Annotated in this window: 13 protein-coding genes; 5 read left to right on the top strand and 8 right to left on the bottom strand. The window is 44.8% G+C overall.

The features are described from left to right. Nucleotides 1–5: 5 nt before the first annotated feature. Both AB2J24_RS00905 and speA read right to left on the bottom strand, forming a co-directional pair. The gene (locus tag AB2J24_RS00905) at nt 6–1,211 is read right to left on the bottom strand and encodes a saccharopine dehydrogenase family protein (protein WP_367384101.1); all 1,206 of its coding nucleotides are present in this window, start codon (nt 1,209–1,211) and stop codon (nt 6–8) included. Nucleotides 1,212–1,235: 24 nt separating this feature from the next. Next, complete coding sequence (gene speA / locus AB2J24_RS00900; protein WP_367384100.1) at nt 1,236–3,137, bottom strand: biosynthetic arginine decarboxylase; 1,902 nt, start codon at nt 3,135–3,137, stop codon at nt 1,236–1,238. Nucleotides 3,138–3,291: 154 nt separating this feature from the next. Between speA and AB2J24_RS00895 the strand changes: the two genes are divergently transcribed. Together AB2J24_RS00895 and AB2J24_RS00890 are read left to right on the top strand one after the other, a co-directional pair. After that, on the top strand, nt 3,292–4,200 hold the full coding sequence (locus tag AB2J24_RS00895; RefSeq protein ID WP_367384099.1) for an ROK family protein: 909 nt from the start codon (nt 3,292–3,294) through the stop codon (nt 4,198–4,200). 54 nt (nt 4,201–4,254) lie between these two features. Beyond that, nucleotides 4,255–4,767: a DUF1499 domain-containing protein gene (locus tag AB2J24_RS00890; protein ID WP_367384098.1), complete on the top strand. Its 513-nt coding sequence runs from the start codon at nt 4,255–4,257 to the stop codon at nt 4,765–4,767. Between the two features lie 98 nt (nt 4,768–4,865). Here the strand turns inward: AB2J24_RS00890 and AB2J24_RS00885 are convergent, their stop codons facing one another. The 5 genes from AB2J24_RS00885 to AB2J24_RS00865 form a co-directional block, all read right to left on the bottom strand. Further along, the gene (locus AB2J24_RS00885; protein WP_367384097.1) at nt 4,866–6,344 is read right to left on the bottom strand and encodes an NAD(P)(+) transhydrogenase (Re/Si-specific) subunit beta; all 1,479 of its coding nucleotides are present in this window, start codon (nt 6,342–6,344) and stop codon (nt 4,866–4,868) included. A gap of 13 nt (nt 6,345–6,357) precedes the next feature. Then, entirely contained in the window at nt 6,358–7,929 is a 1,572-nt protein-coding gene (locus AB2J24_RS00880) for a Re/Si-specific NAD(P)(+) transhydrogenase subunit alpha (protein WP_367384096.1), read from the bottom strand. Between the two features lie 464 nt (nt 7,930–8,393). After that, nucleotides 8,394–9,185, bottom strand: a complete 792-nt coding sequence (locus tag AB2J24_RS00875) for an ATP-binding cassette domain-containing protein (protein WP_162652749.1) — start codon at nt 9,183–9,185, stop codon at nt 8,394–8,396. Nucleotides 9,186–9,195: 10 nt separating this feature from the next. Further along, nucleotides 9,196–10,512, bottom strand: a complete 1,317-nt coding sequence (locus tag AB2J24_RS00870) for a sugar ABC transporter permease (protein WP_367384095.1) — start codon at nt 10,510–10,512, stop codon at nt 9,196–9,198. Between the two features lie 78 nt (nt 10,513–10,590). Then, nucleotides 10,591–11,622, bottom strand: coding sequence for a substrate-binding domain-containing protein (locus AB2J24_RS00865; protein WP_367384094.1), 1,032 nt, complete (start codon nt 11,620–11,622; stop codon nt 10,591–10,593). 223 nt (nt 11,623–11,845) lie between these two features. Between AB2J24_RS00865 and AB2J24_RS00860 the strand changes: the two genes are divergently transcribed. Genes AB2J24_RS00860 through AB2J24_RS00850 form a run of 3 tightly spaced genes read left to right on the top strand, consistent with a single transcriptional unit; the run spans nt 11,846 to nt 16,127 of the window. Next, nucleotides 11,846–13,081 (top strand): ROK family protein, encoded by a 1,236-nt coding sequence (locus tag AB2J24_RS00860; RefSeq protein WP_162652751.1) that lies wholly within the window; start codon nt 11,846–11,848, stop codon nt 13,079–13,081. Continuing rightward, nucleotides 13,081–14,493, top strand: coding sequence for a di-heme oxidoredictase family protein (locus tag AB2J24_RS00855; protein ID WP_367384093.1), 1,413 nt, complete (start codon nt 13,081–13,083; stop codon nt 14,491–14,493). The genes AB2J24_RS00860 and AB2J24_RS00855 overlap by 1 nt, the downstream gene beginning before the upstream one ends. Next, complete coding sequence (locus tag AB2J24_RS00850) at nt 14,493–16,127, top strand: ASPIC/UnbV domain-containing protein (protein WP_367384092.1); 1,635 nt, start codon at nt 14,493–14,495, stop codon at nt 16,125–16,127. Before AB2J24_RS00855 ends, AB2J24_RS00850 begins: the two co-directional genes overlap by 1 nt. Before the next feature lie 16 nt (nt 16,128–16,143). Here the strand turns inward: AB2J24_RS00850 and xylB are convergent, their stop codons facing one another. Then, entirely contained in the window at nt 16,144–17,595 is a 1,452-nt protein-coding gene (xylB, locus tag AB2J24_RS00845; protein WP_367384091.1) for a xylulokinase, read from the bottom strand. Between the last annotated feature and the right edge of the window lie 47 nt (nt 17,596–17,642).

The raw sequence follows: 17,642 nt of genomic DNA, 5'->3' as shown, positions 1-17,642 counted from the left end.
ATCACCTAAAAGTCGACAGGCTTATCAAGTTCATGAACCTGCCACGGCAACCCGTGCTGATTAAGCATTTCCATATAATCATCAGGATCGAGTTGTTCGGTATTCCAAACACCGGCTTCAGCCCAGTTACCTTTAAGAACTTGTGCTGCACCAATCATAGCCGGAACGCCAGTTGTATAGGCAACGGCTTGGCTACCTACTTCCGCATAGCATTCTTCATGATCACAAATGTTATAGATATAATAAGTCTTTTCAGCACCATCCTTCATACCAGTTGCAATATCACCAATACAGGTTTTACCCTTGGTCAACTCACCAAGTTCACCTGGGTCAGGTAGAACGGTTTTTAAAAACTGTAGTGGTATAATTTCAACACCCTCATGATTGACAGGTTCTATGCTCGTCATACCTATATTTTGCAGTACAGTAACATGGTTGATATAGGCATCACCAAACGTCATCCAAAAACGTGCGCGTTCCACCTCAGGGAAGTGCGTTTTTATGCTCTCAAGCTCCTCATGATACATGAGGTACATGTTTTTCTCGCCAACACTTGGAAAATCAAATGCAACCTTAGTCGACATAGCTGCAGATTCTATCCAAGCCCCATTTTCCCAATGACGAACCGGCGCTGTTACTTCGCGAATATTAATCTCAGGATTAAAGTTTGTGGCAAAGGCTTTGCCATTATCTCCCCCATTACAATCCAAAATATCGATCTGGCGGATCGTCTCAAGCTTATGCTTACGGAGCCAAGTTGCAAACACACTTGTCACACCAGGGTCGAAACCAGAACCAAGAATTGCCGTCAAGCCTGCTTTTTTAAAACGATCTTGATATGCCCATTGCCAGGAATATTCAAATTTAGCTTCCTCTGGCGGTTCATAATTTGCGGTATCAAGATAATTAATGCCAGCTTCCAGACAAGCATCCATCAAAACCAAATCCTGATACGGCAGTGCTAAATTTACAAGAAGTTCAGCTCCCGTTTCTTTAATCAAAGCAACCGTAGCCGATACATCCATGGCATCAAGTTCCGCCGTGTGAATGGTAACGCCAACGCGTTCCATAACAGCTGTAGCAATCTCGTCACACTTAAATTTGCGGCGACTTGCCAAAGTGATTTCTGAGAATATTTCTGAATTCATTGCCATCTTGTGGACAGCAACTGAACCAACGCCACCTGCGCCAACAACGAGTACTTTTGACATGACTAACCTTCCCAATATACGGAGTTAAAGCGTATCTGCGCTTTCAAAATATGTGTAACCGTTCATCAAATTCTTGTAAATCAACATAATGCTTTTGCGCTCTTTAACGCTGATTTTACCTGCATCAACAGCTTGCTCCAACGTTTCTTTGAATGCATCTATACAATCCTTTGGATCATATTCAACATAAGACAAGACATCAGAGATGCTATCACCTTCCACCTCATTAAGTAGATTAAAACCACCCTTGCCATCAAAATCAATTGTGACGACATTAGTATCGCCGAACAGGTTATGCAGATCACCTAAAGTCTCTTGGTAAGCACCGATAAAAAATACACCCAAATAATAAGCTTCATCATCATCTATGGCGTGTAGTGGCAAAGCACTGACATCTCCAGATTCCATTATGAAATTATCAATTTTCCCATCTGAATCGCAAGTGATGTCGGACAAAATGGCCTTCCGGGTTGGTGGCTCATTTAAGCGCTGTAGTGGTACGATTGGATGAAGTTGGTCAATTGCCCAAACATCTGGCAGAGATTGAAACAAAGAAAAGTTACAATGATAAATATCTACAAGCTGACCAAATTTCTCCTCCATCTCATCAGATGTAACATCCTCTTTATCTGCCAAAGCTTTAATGAGTGAAGCGACATGCAAGAAGATCTTTTCTGCCCGCGCCATTTCTCGAATTGAAATATTGCCATAACTGAACAATGTGCGCAGCTCATCCCGATAATATCGAGCATCATTAAAACACTCTTGCAACCTGTCAACTGAAAGATAGCCTTTAATAGCGGTGAGATCCGATAAAAAGTGGTGATCATCAGACTGAAGTTCCGGCATATCACTATGTTGATAATCTGTCGTTTCAAGCACACTGAACGCCAAAAAAGATGAATGAGCAACAACAGCCCTGCCGCTCTCTGTTACCAATGTCGGGTGAGCCAATCCCGCTTCATCCATAGCATAGCCGACAGCTTCCACCACATTGGTGCAATATTCGGCCATTGTATAGTTTGTTGAATTAACAGTACTCGTTTTCTGACCAGTGTAATCAATACCCAAGCCACCGCCGAGATCAAGAAAAGAGAGCGGAACCCCCTCCCCAGAAAGGCTTATGAAAACGCGACAGGCTTCAGTTACCGCCCGCCGAACATCATTCACGTTAGGTATCTGAGATCCAAGGTGAGAATGTTGCAAGACCAAACAATGCAGCAGCTTTTCTTTCTTAAGGCGATCAATAACGTCTACAAGCTGACTGATAGACAAACCGAAAGTTGAGCGGTCGCCGGAGCTTTCCGCCCAATTACCACCTACTTGATGGGTTAGCTTAATTCGAACACCAAGCTGTGGCTCCTGATCGAGTTCTTTGGCAACTTCGATAACAAGATTTAACTCTGTCATACTTTCGAGAACAAGAACGACATTAAATCCCAACTGCCGCGCCCGAATAGCAAGTTCGATAAATTCCTTATCTTTAACGCCGTTACAGATGATCAATGCATCCGGTGCAAATTTCTGACTGAGCGCTATGACCAATTCAGGCTTTGAGCCTGCCTCAAGCCCAAAATTATAAGGTCTGCCATATTCCGTAATTCGGTCGATCACCTGCGCTTGCTGATTAACCTTAATTGGGAACACGCCACGATAAACGCCCTTATATTTGTAATTTTTGATAGCATTTGCAAAACAGTCATTCAGGCTGTTGAGTGAATGTTTCAAATAAGATGCAACGCGAATAAGAACGGGCGTCTGAATGCCACGAGCTTCCAAGTTCGCTATAATTGAGGGAAGACTGATCGGAGGTTGATCAGGCGATAAGGGGTTCAGAAGGCCAAGCTCACCGTTACCCAACTTGGTTACATACCCATCACCCCAGCGATCAACACCGTAAATATCTGAATCATCAATTTCGCTCATAAATGCGATTTCCCTGTCAATTCTTTAGTTGCACTTTTCGCACTTGTCGGAATATAGATCGTTTGGCAAGTAAAATGTTCTTTTCAATACAAAAATTCTCGATATGTTACCTATAAATCGAGATGACAATCAATTTTGGGTAAGAAGAAATTAAATGAAATTCTGTGCAGGCATAGACTTAGGCGGAACAAAGATCGAAGCGAGACTGTTTGATCAAAGTTTCAATGAACAAAACCGAAGGCGGATTGAAACACCTGTTACCAGCTATGCTCTGCTGCTGGAGGGTATCTTGGAGCAATTAAACTGGATTGAAAAACAGGCACCTAGCGGCCCAATTGGTTTGGCAAGCGCGGGAATAATCAACCCAACCACTCGCCAGATATTTGCGTCAAACCTTCCCTTTGATCAACAGCACCTTGAATCTGACATTGAGCAGAAATTTGGCCGTTTCGTTCCTCTTTTGAATGATAGCAATGCATTTGCGCAGTCAGAGGCAAACTTCAAAGATACACAACAATTTAACAATATTGTTGGACTTATAATTGGAACAGGCGTTGCCGCCGGTCAGGTATTTTCACAAGAAATTGTAATAGAAGGCGCCAACGGCCAGTGGGGGGAAATCGGCCACATTCCGTTTCCCGCATCAACTGCCTATAAGTACGACCTTCCCATCATAGACTGCGGTTGCGGACAACCCGGATGTTTTGAAACGCTTCTAGCTGGACCGGGTTTGGTTAAACTTGTCAAACATAAAACTGGTACTGAAACCACAACATACGAGATATTTTCCGATCAAAAATACGCACCATTGCTAGATATCTGGTTTGAGATACTAAGCGATCTCCTCGCCATTATTGCAAAAACAAATGATCCGGAAGTTATCGTGTTTGGCGGCGGACTGGGAGCATTACCCATCGTGACCGAAAAAGTTGGGAGCCTGCTAAAACCTAAATTACTCCCGGGAGCAACCGTACCGAAGCTCGTCACGGCTCAAGGCGGAGATGCCAGCGGTGCGCGCGGTGCGGCAATTTATGCTCTTAATCGAGAGCGCAGGAATTCCTAGATAGAATCTGCAAATTAATTTGCACATATGCAAAATATCTAAGAAGCTCTGTTTATGAAAATAACCCTTATCGCACTCGCCGCAATCGTAACCGTAATTCTATTCATCTATATATTTGTCGGATTGGAGAGGGTCTGGGAGTTCACATCGGGAAACCCAGACTTGGGAGCCATTAATATTGAGACTTTAGAAAAAGCACCAGAACCAAACCAATATCTCCTTTGCCCGGAAGACTATTGTGCGGAAACGCCAGATACTATTGCAAGTACCTATGACATCCCCGCTTCAGAGTTGTTCGCAGAAATTCTTTTACTCTTGGAAGCAAATCCAAAATCAGAGTTACTCTCTTCTGATGAACGCGAGCTAACGCTACGTTTTCTAACACGTTCTCCGGCATTGAGATTTCCCGACACTACAAACATTGAAGTGATTGAAATTTCTAATACCCAATCAACCTTGGCAATCTACGCACAAGCAAAAATGGGTGTATCAGACTTAGGTGCGAATAAAAAACGCATCGACGCGATGGTAGAAGAACTCGAGACGCGCATTTCGCAACGCAACTAAATTGAGGTTTTAACACCAAAAAACAGGCGGCATCACTGTCGCAATGCCGCCTGTTTAGAGCTTATAGTTCGCTACAATTGAACGAGGATTAAAACCCTCTAATCAATCTTTGTTAGAAGCGAATCTAAGCTAGCCTTCGCATCACCATAGAACATGCGAGTATTTTCTTTGTAAAAGAGTGGGTTTTCAATACCAGAATAGCCAGTGCCTTGCCCACGTTTTGATACAAACACTTGTTTTGCTTTCCAACATTCAAGCACAGGCATACCTGCAATCGGGCTGTTTGGATCTTCCTGTGCAGCTGGGTTTACGATGTCATTTGAACCGATAACAATTGCCACATCAGTTTCAGGGAAATCGTCGTTGATTTCATCCATTTCCATAACAATATCATATGGTACTTTTGCTTCAGCCAGTAGAACATTCATATGACCGGGTAAACGACCTGCAACCGGATGAATGGCGAAACGCACATTCTTACCTTTTGCACGAAGTCGTTTTGTCAATTCAGACACAGACTGCTGAGCTTGCGCAACTGCCATTCCATAGCCTGGAATGATGATAATGCTATCAGCATCTTGCAGAGCTGATGCAACACCATCTGCATCGATAGCAATCTGTTCGCCATCAACTTCCATCGCAGGACCGGCTTGACCGCCACCGAAGCCACCAAGAATAACACTAATGAACGAACGGTTCATAGCCTTACACATGATGTAACTCAAAATTGCACCAGATGAACCTACAAGCGCACCAACAACAATCAGCAAATCATTGCCAAGCGTAAAGCCGATGGCTGCAGCGGCCCAACCGGAGTAAGAATTCAACATGGATACAACAACAGGCATATCCGCACCACCAATGCCCATGATCAAATGGTACCCGATAAAGAATGCAAAGAGTGTCATAAGGACGAGTGTCCACATGCCAGCACCATTGAAATACATAATAAGCAAGATAAGCGACGCAATGGCAGCAGCAGCATTAAGCATATGGCCACCTGGCAATTTATTTGCCTTGCCGTCAACCTTGCCTGCAAGCTTACCAAAGGCCACTACCGAACCTGTGAATGTCACAGCACCGATAAATACACCCAAGAAAACTTCGACTTTCAAGATGGATATTTCTGTCGCTGTTTTCTTAGCAAGTTTTTCGGCAAACCCAGCAAGACCGGACTCCTTAAAGAATGCCAGCTTCTCCGCAGATGACATATCAGGCGACATAGCAGACTTAAGCGCCAAAACATCTTGCAGCTCGATCTCAGCATTAAAGCCAATAAACACCGCAGCTAGGCCAACAAAGGAATGAAGCGCTGCCACAAGTTGCGGCATCTCGGTCATTTCGACTTTCTTGGCAACAACCATACCTAGGTATGATCCAACAGCGATCATCGCAATAATGATGATGTAATTTGCCATCCCGGGGCCAAAGAATGTCGCAGCTACCGCAACGCCCATACCAACGATGCCATACCAAACGGCGCGTTTTGCACTTTCCTGTCCAGACAAACCGCCCAGAGACAGGATGAAGAGAACAGATGCAGCAATATAAGCTGCAGATACAATACCAATACTCATGTCATCTCTCCCCTTAAGACTTCTGGAACATTGCCAACATACGGCGCGTGACCATGAAGCCACCAACAATGTTGATCGATGCGATTAAGATTGAAATTGCCGATAATGCCAGAACAAGCCAATTGCTTGACCCGACCTGCAAAAGCGCTCCCAAAATAACGATCCCGGAGATCGCATTGGTGACAGCCATTAAAGGCGTATGTAGTGAATGTGATACATTCCAAATAACTTGAAAACCAACAAAGCATGCGAGAGCAAACACAATAAAGTGCTGCATGAAGCTCGCTGGCGCATACATACCAATAATTGCCATCAATACCGCACCTGCCCCAAGCAATGTGAACTGTTGTTTGCTTGCTTGTCTAAAAGCGGCAACTTCCGCCGCAGCTTTTTCCTCAGAAGTAAGCTCAGGCTTCACTTCTTTTGGCTTGGCGGCAATAGCCTGTACTTTCGGCGGCGGCGGCGGGAATGTTACTTTACCCTTGAAAGTCACCGTTGAACCACGGATCACATCATCTTCCATATCATGTTTGATCTTACCATCTTTTTCTGGCGTAAGATCTGTCATCATATGGCGGATATTTGTTGCATAAAGCGTCGAACTTTGCGTTGCCATGCGGCTTGGAAAATCCGTATAACCAACAATTGTCACGCCATTTTTTGTAACAATTTTCTCATCCATAACCGTAAGTTTACAGTTACCGCCCTTTTCCGCAGCAAGATCGATGATAACCGAACCGGGCTTCATCGCCTTGACCATATCTTCCGTCCAAAGCTCAGGGGCTTCCCGGTTTGGAATAAGTGCCGTTGTAATTACGATATCAACTTCGGGCGCGAGTTCACGGAATTTGGCAAGCTGCGCTTCTCTAAATTCTGGAGATGAAACCGATGCATATCCGCCACTGGCAGCACCATCTTTCTGCTCTTCTTCAAAATCGAGATAAACAAATTCCGCACCCATACTTTCAACTTGTTCAGCAACTTCGGGCCGAACATCAAAGGCATACGTGATAGCGCCAAGCGATGTAGATGTACCAATGGCTGCAAGGCCGGCAACACCTGCACCAACAACTAAAACTTTTGCCGGTGGAACTTTACCCGCAGCTGTAATTTGACCCGTAAAGAAACGGCCAAAATTGTTACCAGCTTCGATGACGGCACGATAACCAGCGATATTTGCCATGGATGATAGAGCATCCATTTTCTGCGCACGTGAAATACGTGGCACCATTTCCATCGCAATGACATTGACGCCCTGCTTTTCAGCAAGCTTCATACCATCTTCATTACCAGCGGGATTGAAGAAGGAAATCAAAGTTTGACCTTTAGAAAGGCGCTTCAACTCAGCCGCACTTGGCTGACGAACTTTCGCAATAATATCGCTGTCTTTCCAAAGAGCTGATGCAGTTTTTACAACTTCTACGCCAACGGCTTTATAATCTTTATCTGCAAATCCAGCGGCTTTACCGGCGCCAGTTTGTATTGCACACTCAAAGCCAAGTTTTTGTAGCTGAACAGCAGATTCGGGGGTCATCGCAACACGATTTTCGCCCGAAACCGTTTCAGCAGGGGTGCCCAGTTTCATATCAAACTCCTACATCTGCTCGACTATTAAAGTGCCAAGCACATCGTTATATTCCCAAAAATATCAGTAGATGACTACTTCCAGAGGCAACATCATAACCCAACATTGCCCTGTCTTACGCATGGTTTTCGTCTAACTCATTAATAAACTCAAGGGGTTAATATTCATTTTTTCGGCATATAACAACAACTCGCCAGAACTTAATGTCTCTAAATATTTTGTTTAATCGATTTAACTTATTGTTTTAATTCAAAAAAATAAAATACACGATCTGTGAATAAAATGTGTTATCGATATCATCGATGCATCGGCGTTTATCAATATGCCGAAATAGATTCGCTAAAATGTGTATGTTTGGTATGAACAGATCACAAAAAACGGCCATTAAACGAGAACATTCACGTTAAACAGCCGTTCCTTATTCATAGATCTTCGTGACAACTAGCACAAAGAAAGCTCTACCATTACTCTTTCATTGCGCCTGGTCCCGGTATCGCAGCAGGAGGGCATTTACCCAAAATGATCATACCAAGTACTTCATCCTTGGTTACATCTTCTGTTCTGGCATAACCAACCACTTGCCCGTTCTTCATCACAGCCACACGATCTGCCAGATCAAACACATCATGAATATCATGGCTGATAAGGAATATCCCGATGCCATCTTTTTTAAGTTGATGGATCAGCTCGCCAACCTGCTCAGTTTCCTGAGGTCCAAGGGCAGCCGTCGGTTCATCCATAATCAAGATTCGAGCATTGAAAAGAATAGCTCTAGCAATGGCAACTGATTGCCTTTGACCACCGGATAATTTACTTACCGGCTCCTTAAAGCGTTGAAAGTTTGGATTAAGACGACCCATAACTCGCCTCGCCTCTGCTTCCATTGCAGTATCATCCAAAGTTCCAAAATTCGTCAAAATTTCTCGACCCAGATAAAGGTTAGCAGCAGCGTCTACATTGTCGGCCACGGCTAGGGTTTGGTAAATCGTTTCAATTCCATATTTCTTTGCATCTCGTGGATTTTTTATGTCGGCTAACTCGCCATTTACATAAATATCTCCCGTGTCACGCTTATAAGCACCTGACAGCATTTTGATCAAAGTAGACTTGCCCGCACCATTGTGGCCTAAAACAGCAACCACCTCACCCGGGAATAAATCTATATCAACGTGATCAACGGCCTTAATGCCTCCAAAAGCAATGGAGATATCTGTCATTTTTATCAGCGGAACCGCATTATTTGTTTCTTTAGACATCATAATCTCCTTACTTCGCTCTTTTGCGGTAAACTGTATCGACCCAAACGGCGACAACGAGGACCGAACCAACAACCATGCGCTGAATGGATGAATCAAACCCAATCAGAACCATGCCTGAGAGTAGACTTTGCATAACCAAGGCACCCAAAATGGCACCATAAATAGTCCCCATTCCACCAGCTAGCGAAGTTCCACCGATTACCGCAGCTGCAATCACGTAAAGCTCATCTAAAGTGCCTAGAGCATTGGTTGCGGAATTCAAACGAGCCGAAGCAATTACGGCTGCTATTCCCGTTAACATTCCCATCAAAGCAAATATTTTTAAAGTCATCCACTTTGTGTTGATACCAGCCAAAGCGGCTGCCTCAGGATTACCACCAATGGCATAAACATATCGCCCGAACCTGGTTCTAATCATCAAGAATGTCATACAAATACCAACTGCAACCAAGATTAAAACTGGGATAGCAAAGCCATGACTGATAAACGCGCCCTCAAGGTTCTGACCTGTTTCGCGGCCTATCTTTCTCAAGATACCTTTTGGCAAAGGATAAGCATTCACCAGCATCACAGATGCAACAATGGCAATACAGCCAACTGTTGCCAGAAAGCCCTCAGCCCACATTGGTCGCAATTTAAACTGGTGCCTTTTACGCGACTGGCGCGCAGAATAGAGCATATAGATCACACCGACACAGGCTAGCAAACCGACAATCCAACTCGCAGTGGCGCCAATGGAACCGTATGGCCCGCCGCCTAATAATGCGAAGGTTGGATCAACAGGTGAAATCGTCCGTCCATCAGCCGCCTGGAACGCCATACCCCGCCAAAACATCAATCCACCTAGAGTGACAATGAATGCAGGAATATCGCGATAAGCAATCAACCATCCGTGAAATGCACCAATTGCTGCACCCAGGATCAGACCAGAAAACACTGCTATTATCCAAATGGACCAATGCCCCAAACCCAAATACTGCGGAAGAATTTCAACCTGTAGCAGGCCCATTGCCATGCCGATCACTCCGATCATGGACCCAACTGAAAGGTCAATGTTACGTGTGATAATAACCAAAACCATTCCTGTCGCCATCACACCGATCGAGGCTGTTTGAACGGATAGATTCCATAGGTTACGTGGGGTTAAAAATCGCCCCCCATCATTGAATGCTTCACCATAAAGGTGAAATCCCACCCATATAATGATAAGGGCACCAAGCATGCCAATTAGCCGAACATCAAGTTCGGTTGCTTGTAAAAATCGAGAAAAAACGCTGGGGTTATCTATCTCTTCAGCGCCATGTTTTTTAACTGGTTCGCTCACCGGACATATCCTGTAACTTGAATTTCATAAAAAACTCCGCGCTAGCGGACGCTAGCGCGGAGAATTTACCTGGATTAATTAACAGCCATCAACACCATCTTGAGCGCCAGCACATGCCTGCTCTTTGGAGATATGACCGCCATCAATTGCGATACTCAAGTTATCTTTTGTCAAAGGAGTTGGCTCAAGAAGAATTGCGTTAATCGCAATACCTTTCTCACCACCGGTAAATTTAACAGCGCCTTCAATACTATCCATAGATGCACCTTCAGCTAAAGCTGATGCAATCTCGCCTGCTGCTTTACCCAAGTTACGTGCATCTTTCCAAACTGAAACAGTTTGAGTACCACGTGCCACGCGGTTAATCGCAGCCAAATCGCCATCTTGGCCACCCACTGGGATTACCAAACCTTGAGCACTCAATGCAGCAACAACACCTCCGGCCATGCCATCATTCTCGGATAGTACAGCATCAACATTGTTATCATTTGCAGTTAGAATTTGCTCCATATTCTTTTGAGCGTTTTCCGGCTTCCAACTATCTGAGAATGCTTCACCAACAATTTTGATTTTGCCAGCATCAACATCCGCACCGATAACTTCCATCATACCTTGCAGCAAGAATGCCGCATTTGGATCACCCGGATCACCTTTGATGATCGCATAGTTTCCTGTCGGTTGAACAGCTTGAACTGATTTAGCGATAATACGACCAACGCCAATATTATCAAATGTAAGATAGAATGCACGGACATCTTCGATCAAACGATCATAACCGATAACTGGGATGCCTTCGTTGGCAGCAGCTTCAATTGCAGGAGCAATTGCATCTTTGTCCCATGCATTAATGATCAAAACATCGACACCTTGCGCAATCAGCGCTTCGATATCAGTCAATTGCTTTGCAGATGATGATTCAGCATCAGCAGAAACATATTCGTTTCCTTCTGCGCTGATTGCAGCAACAATAGCCGCCTCATCTGTTTTCCAGCGCTCCTCTTGGAAACTTGCCCAAGATACACCAATTTTTTTGTCTTTAGCGACAGCACCACCAAGTAGAGCTGCAGATAGGGCAGCACTAGCAAGCAACATAGTTGCGAATTTTTTCATTTGAATCCCTCCCAAATGACTATTTTGTAAAGAGCGCATGATGCACAATTTTACATTTACCTTAAAAAATCGACCGAAGAAGTTATTTTTCTCGACAGCCAAGAAAATAATTGCCAGAGTTTTAATTGGGAGTCAACAGCATTTATTTCGAGTATCGAGAAAATTGACATTATGGAAAAGTTGGATATAGTTTCGAAAAAAATTTAGCAGGCAAAAACGTCGTATGTTAATGAAAGCAAGTACCGAATCTTTAAGAATGCAAAACCGCGGTATTGTCTTATCGGCCCTGCGTCGTTTGGGTGCGGTTTCTCACACTGAAATCTCTGAATGGTCAGGCCTTAGCTCCGCAACAATCTCAGCCATAACCACAGAGCTGGAGAAGGAAAACGTTCTCCAACGCGTTGAACAGGCTCCTGCATCAGGACGCGGAAGACCTCGTGTTAAACTACGTCAAAACCCTGAAGCTGCCTATATTGCTACAGTTAGAATCACTTCGGAGACACTCCAATATTCCCTGATAGACTATTCAGGCGTAATGAAGGATCGATTTGAGGAGAAGCGTCCTCCCGAAGAAACAGGTGTCGATGAATTCTGCGCCCGTTTTAAGGCTGGCCTTAAAAGATTAGCAGAACGGGCCAAACTTAATCATGATCGAATCTTAACAATATCTATTGCGACCAAAGGTTTGGTAACGCGCGGCAAACCAGAGTTAAACTGGTCGCCCGTTTTTGAAGATCAAACGATCGACTTTGAAGCCTTACTTTCAAAGGATTGGTCAGGTCAGATCCGCTTAACCAACGACACCCAATTTGCGGCACAAGCGGTAATGCGCAAAATCGCAGCAGACCCATCTGCTCAAGAAAGAAAACAAATTGCTGTTCTGTCACTCAATCATTCCATTGGTCTTGGCATAGCGACACAAGAACCGGATGGCCGGATAACGGCATTTGCTCCCCCTTTTGGGCATATGATGCATATAAGCAATGGTCCAGTTTGCCGTTGCGGCTCACACGGATGTATCGAAGCCTATGCGGGGTATTACGGAATATTGCGAACAGCATTTGAGGTCGACAAGAACACCATTCCGGCAAAATTCATACCGTCAGCTGAAATCGAAAAAATTGCAGTCCGTGCTCGTCAAGGTGACCGCATGAGCGAATACGCATTTCGAATGGCAGGAGAAGCTATAGGGCTTGGCATAGGTCGACTTCTCACGCTTTTAGGTCCCATGCCAATAGCTATTACTGGCGCTGGAATTTCCTTTTACGACCTTATGCAAGAAGCCATCTTAAACGGCATTAAAAACAACTTACAAATTCGGCGTGAAAAAATGCCCGAAATTTCGCTTCATCCCGATGAAAGTGAATTAATTTTCTATGGCAATGCCCAGAGCTGCCTGAGTGACCTTGATAATAATACTATCTCAGATCGAACTGCAATCTATTGGAAACAAACGTAATGCGTCATATTGTTCTTCTCAGCTGCGCCGCCATTTTATCAGCTCAACCCACCTTTGCGGAAAACGCCACCCCGTGGGAAGAGCGCACCGAAGCAATTGGCAGCATTAAAAAAATGCCACGCGGATTTCTTGGACGTGCGGAGTTGGATAAACTTGTCAAAACTGGTGAGGATCTCTTTGCGGCGAAGTTTACCACACAAGATGGCGTTGGGCGACCCAAAGCAACAGCGGCAATACTTCCCACCAAAGCGCGGCGAATCTCACAAAATTTATTCGCCAGAACATCAGGATCGGATTCTGGATCATGTGCTGCTTGCCACAATGAACCATTCATGGGCGGTGCCGGAGATTTCGTAACCAACGTTTTTGTCTCCGAGGGTTTTACTAATTCTGACTTTGATTCAACCAACCCGCAATTCTCAAATGAGCGAGGAACAAATCACTTATTCGGCGCGGGCCTCATTGAATTATTAGCAAGAGAGATGAGTTCAGAACTCATCGAAATACGCGCGCAAGCCCTTCGCAAGGCAAAAAATCAAAATGAGTCCATCCGCCAAAAACTCACATCAAAAGGCATATCTTTCGGCTTCATAACAGCTCATTCAGATGGCTTGATAGACTTGACGGAACTAGACGGCATCGACAGCGATCTTGTTATCAGACCATTTAGTCAAAAAGGCGTCATGACATCCCTTCGCCAGTTTACAGTCAATGCAGCAAATCACCACCACGGCATGCAAGCTACAGAACGCTTTGGAACACGCTGGACAGGTGAACTTGATTTTGATGAGGATGGATATAAACTCGAACTTAGTCATGCAGATATCTCGGCCTTAGTAGCATGGCAAGCAACGTTGCGACCTCCTGTTAAGGTCGAACCTGAAAATACTCTTTGGAAAGAAGCTGCACTCAAAGGTGAGACAAAGTTTGATGACTTGGGCTGCACCTCTTGCCATGTGCCTGCTTTACCACTCACCTCATTGCAATTCGATGACCCCGGTATATTTGACGTAGCAGGTACACTACAGTCTTTTCAGGTTGAAGCTCCGGCGACCTATGATCTGGCTATGCTTGAGTGGGCACAAAGCCTACCTCGAAACGAAAAAGGTCAGGTTCTTGTTCCTCTATTTGGTGATCTAAAGCGTCATGTTATGACGGATAACCAAGTAGACGGGTTTGGCAACGAACTTATGTCACAACGATTTGTAGATCGTAATATTTTCATAACTGCAGAACTTTGGGGGCTTGGATCTACGGCACCCTATGGCCATCGTAACGATTTTGCCGATCTACATAGTGTCATTGATGCCCACGGCGGTTCAGCGCGCAAATCTCGAGATGCTTATCTTGCCGCATCCGAAAGTGAAAAAAGCCAGCTGATTGCATTTTTACGAACATTGGAGATCAAGTAATGCGTAAATACATCATCTCCTTCACAGCCGCCCTCCTACTTACCTCGTCCCCTACGTTTGCAGAAACAGATTTTCCATTTGATGTTCCATCGATGAATGAACAATCTGCTATCGCAGGCATTAAACATCAATATGATGGTCCTTGGGAATATTTTGTTGGCGGCGGCGCTGCTAGCTTTGACTGCAACGGCGATCGAATGCCTGACCTGTTTCTTGCTGGCGGCACCAATGACGCTCAACTATTTATCAATCGATCGAAGCCAGAAGGTAATTTGAATTTTGAGAAGCAAGCACTCGATCTCGGCAAAAGCCTTATTAAAGTAGTAGGAGCATACCCATTAAACATTGATAATGATGAACATATGGATGTCGTCATTCTGCGCGTTGGATCGAACCAAATACTACAAGGTGGTCCTGATTGCAGCTTCACAAAATACAACAATCGACTTTCATTTAATGGTGGACGCGAATGGAGCACAGGCTTTGCTGCTATTTGGGAAGGCAAAAACGACTTTCCCACCCTCGCCTTTGGCAACTATGTCGACCGCAATGCTCCCGGTTCACCTTGGGGAACATGTTCTCCAAACATACTTCTACGTCCTGATGGCACGGGCAAGTACGGTGAACAAATATCTCTCGAACCAGGTTTTTGTTCTTTATCAATGATTTTTACCGATTGGAATAAGTCAAACAAGCCCGATTTGCGTATTACAAACGACAGGCAATATTACCGTGGCGGCGAAGAACAACTTTGGAACATATCCGATGGACAGATGCCAAAAATCTATGGGCGTTCGGATGGATGGGAAACACTAAAAATCTGGGGAATGGGGATTGCCGAAGCAGACCTTGATGGTGATGGTTTCCCTGAATATGCGTTAACATCGATGGGCGATACGAAAATCCAATCCTTAGATCAGGAAGCGGATGAAGAAAGCCCTATCTATCGAGATATAGCGTATGATCTGGGTGCAACAGCTCATCGTCCTTATATTGGTGATGATTTAAAACCTTCGACGGGTTGGCATTCTCAGTTTGCTGATTTCAATAATGATGCTCGCAGCGATTTGTTCATCGCTAAAGGCAACGTTGAAGCAATGCCAGACTTTGCAAAATACGATCCCGACAATATGCTTCTTGGCGGCCTAAATGGTGTCTTCAGCGAGAAAGGTGGTGAAGCGGGCATTGCATTAGATACCGTTGGGCGCGGTGCTATTATTGAAGATTTCAATGCAGATGGTATGCTTGATTTAGTTGTTGTTAATCGCAAATCAAACATCAGTCTTTTCCTGAACGAAGGTGCGAAAACTGAATGGGGACACCGCCCGATGGGTAATTGGGTTAAGATTGAGCTTGATAACGGCGACATCAACCCTAGCGCGGTGGGCGCAAAAATCAGCGTTAAAACCGGCAATCTAAACCAAAGCAAAACAATCCAAATTGGTGGCGGTCATGCCTCCGGTCAAACTGGTTTTTCACATTTTGGTCTTGGTGTTGCAGAGCGCGCCACCATTCGAGTTCAATGGCCAAACGGCGACTGGAGCCATCCATACAAAGTCTTTGCAAATAACCATGTTGTTATCAAACGTGGAAATGATGCTGCAAATTACTGGTATCCTGTCACTTCTGAATAAATGATAATACCAAACATTATTGGATCGCCTTTAATCCGGAATAGGCAAGACGGAAGTTTTGATAGGCTTCATCAAACTGTGGTTGAAGGGTTGATACCGGATCAATTGTTTGGCTAATTTCAGGCGCGACAATAACATCTTCTGGCGCTATCGATTTCGCAGCGACTTGACCAAGCCTTGCGGCTCCTAGAGCAGCTCCAAACTCGTGTCCTTTTGGCAGATGCAGCGGCAGGCCAAGAATTGTTGCAAGTAACTGCAACCAATAGTGAGATGCGCTCCCGCCTCCAATTGCTGTTAATCCATCAAGCTTGGCACCTGTAGATTGTAACGCTGCCAACGAGTCTCGCAATCCAAATGAAACACCTTCAATGACCGCTTGGGTCATATCGTGGTGGTTTGTTGATGTTGCGAGACCGGTGAACCCACCACGTATTTCAGCATCATTATGCGGCGTGCGTTCGCCAGAAAGATAAGGTAAAAATCTAACAGAACTCGGGGGTAAAACTTTATCGCCCAACGCACTGGTTAGCTCCGATGGCTTCGTGCCAGTAATACCAGCCAACCAGTTCAAGCTGTCTGTCGCAGATAACATCACACCCATTTGATACCACCGGTCAGGTACGGCATGACAAAATGTATGTACCGCCGTGGCAGGGTCTGGGACATAAGCGTTACGCGCAGCAAGTATAACGCCAGACGTTCCAAGCGATACAAAGCCCTGCCCTTCGTCTAATGCACCAATACCGCATGCCGCCGCCGCATTATCACCTGCGCCACCAGCTATAATAACTGTGTTCGAAAGCCCCCATTTTTGCTGAAGCTCTGGTTTTAATTCGCCGGAAACTTCACACCCTTCGACGAGTGAGGGCATTTGATCACGACGCATATGCCCCGCCTTGAGCAACTCATCAGACCAAACTCTTGCACTGCAATCTAGCCAGGATGTCCCTGCGCTGTCGGACATATCAGCAACATATGAACCAGTTAGATAAAAGTTCAAATAAGCTGCTGGCAATAGAACTTTCGCAACTTTAGCGTAAATATCAGGTTCATTATTTTTAACCCACTCAAGTTTTGGTGCGGTAAAACCGGGGAAAACTATGTTTCCAGATAGTTCCCTGACATTGGGTAACGCGTCCAGAATAACCGCCTCTTTGTAGGATCTGGTATCATTCCATAAGATACATGGGCGCAATACAGCGCCATCGGCACTTAATAAAGTCGCACCATGCATATGCCCTGCAACGCCAATGCCCTTCAATTCGGAAAATTCTGAATGTTGTTTTTTTAACTCGCCTATTGCACCATCGAGTGCGTCGATCCAGTGTTGTGGATTTTGTTCTGACCAACCAGCTTGAGGGTTTGAAACATTGTAGTGTTTTTCCGCAGAGCCAATAGATTTGCCATCTTCGCCAATCAACAAGGCCCTTAGACCAGATGTCCCAAGATCAATTCCCAAATAGCTCATTTTACAATCCTCAATATTTACAGGAGCAAGAGGATGTTATTCTACAG

It is taken from the genome of Lentilitoribacter sp. EG35 (assembly GCF_040784015.1).
Lineage (GTDB): Bacteria > Pseudomonadota > Alphaproteobacteria > Rhizobiales > Rhizobiaceae > Lentilitoribacter.
Note: the sequence above shows the minus strand (reverse complement) of the source record. Positions and strands in the feature narration are given on the sequence as shown.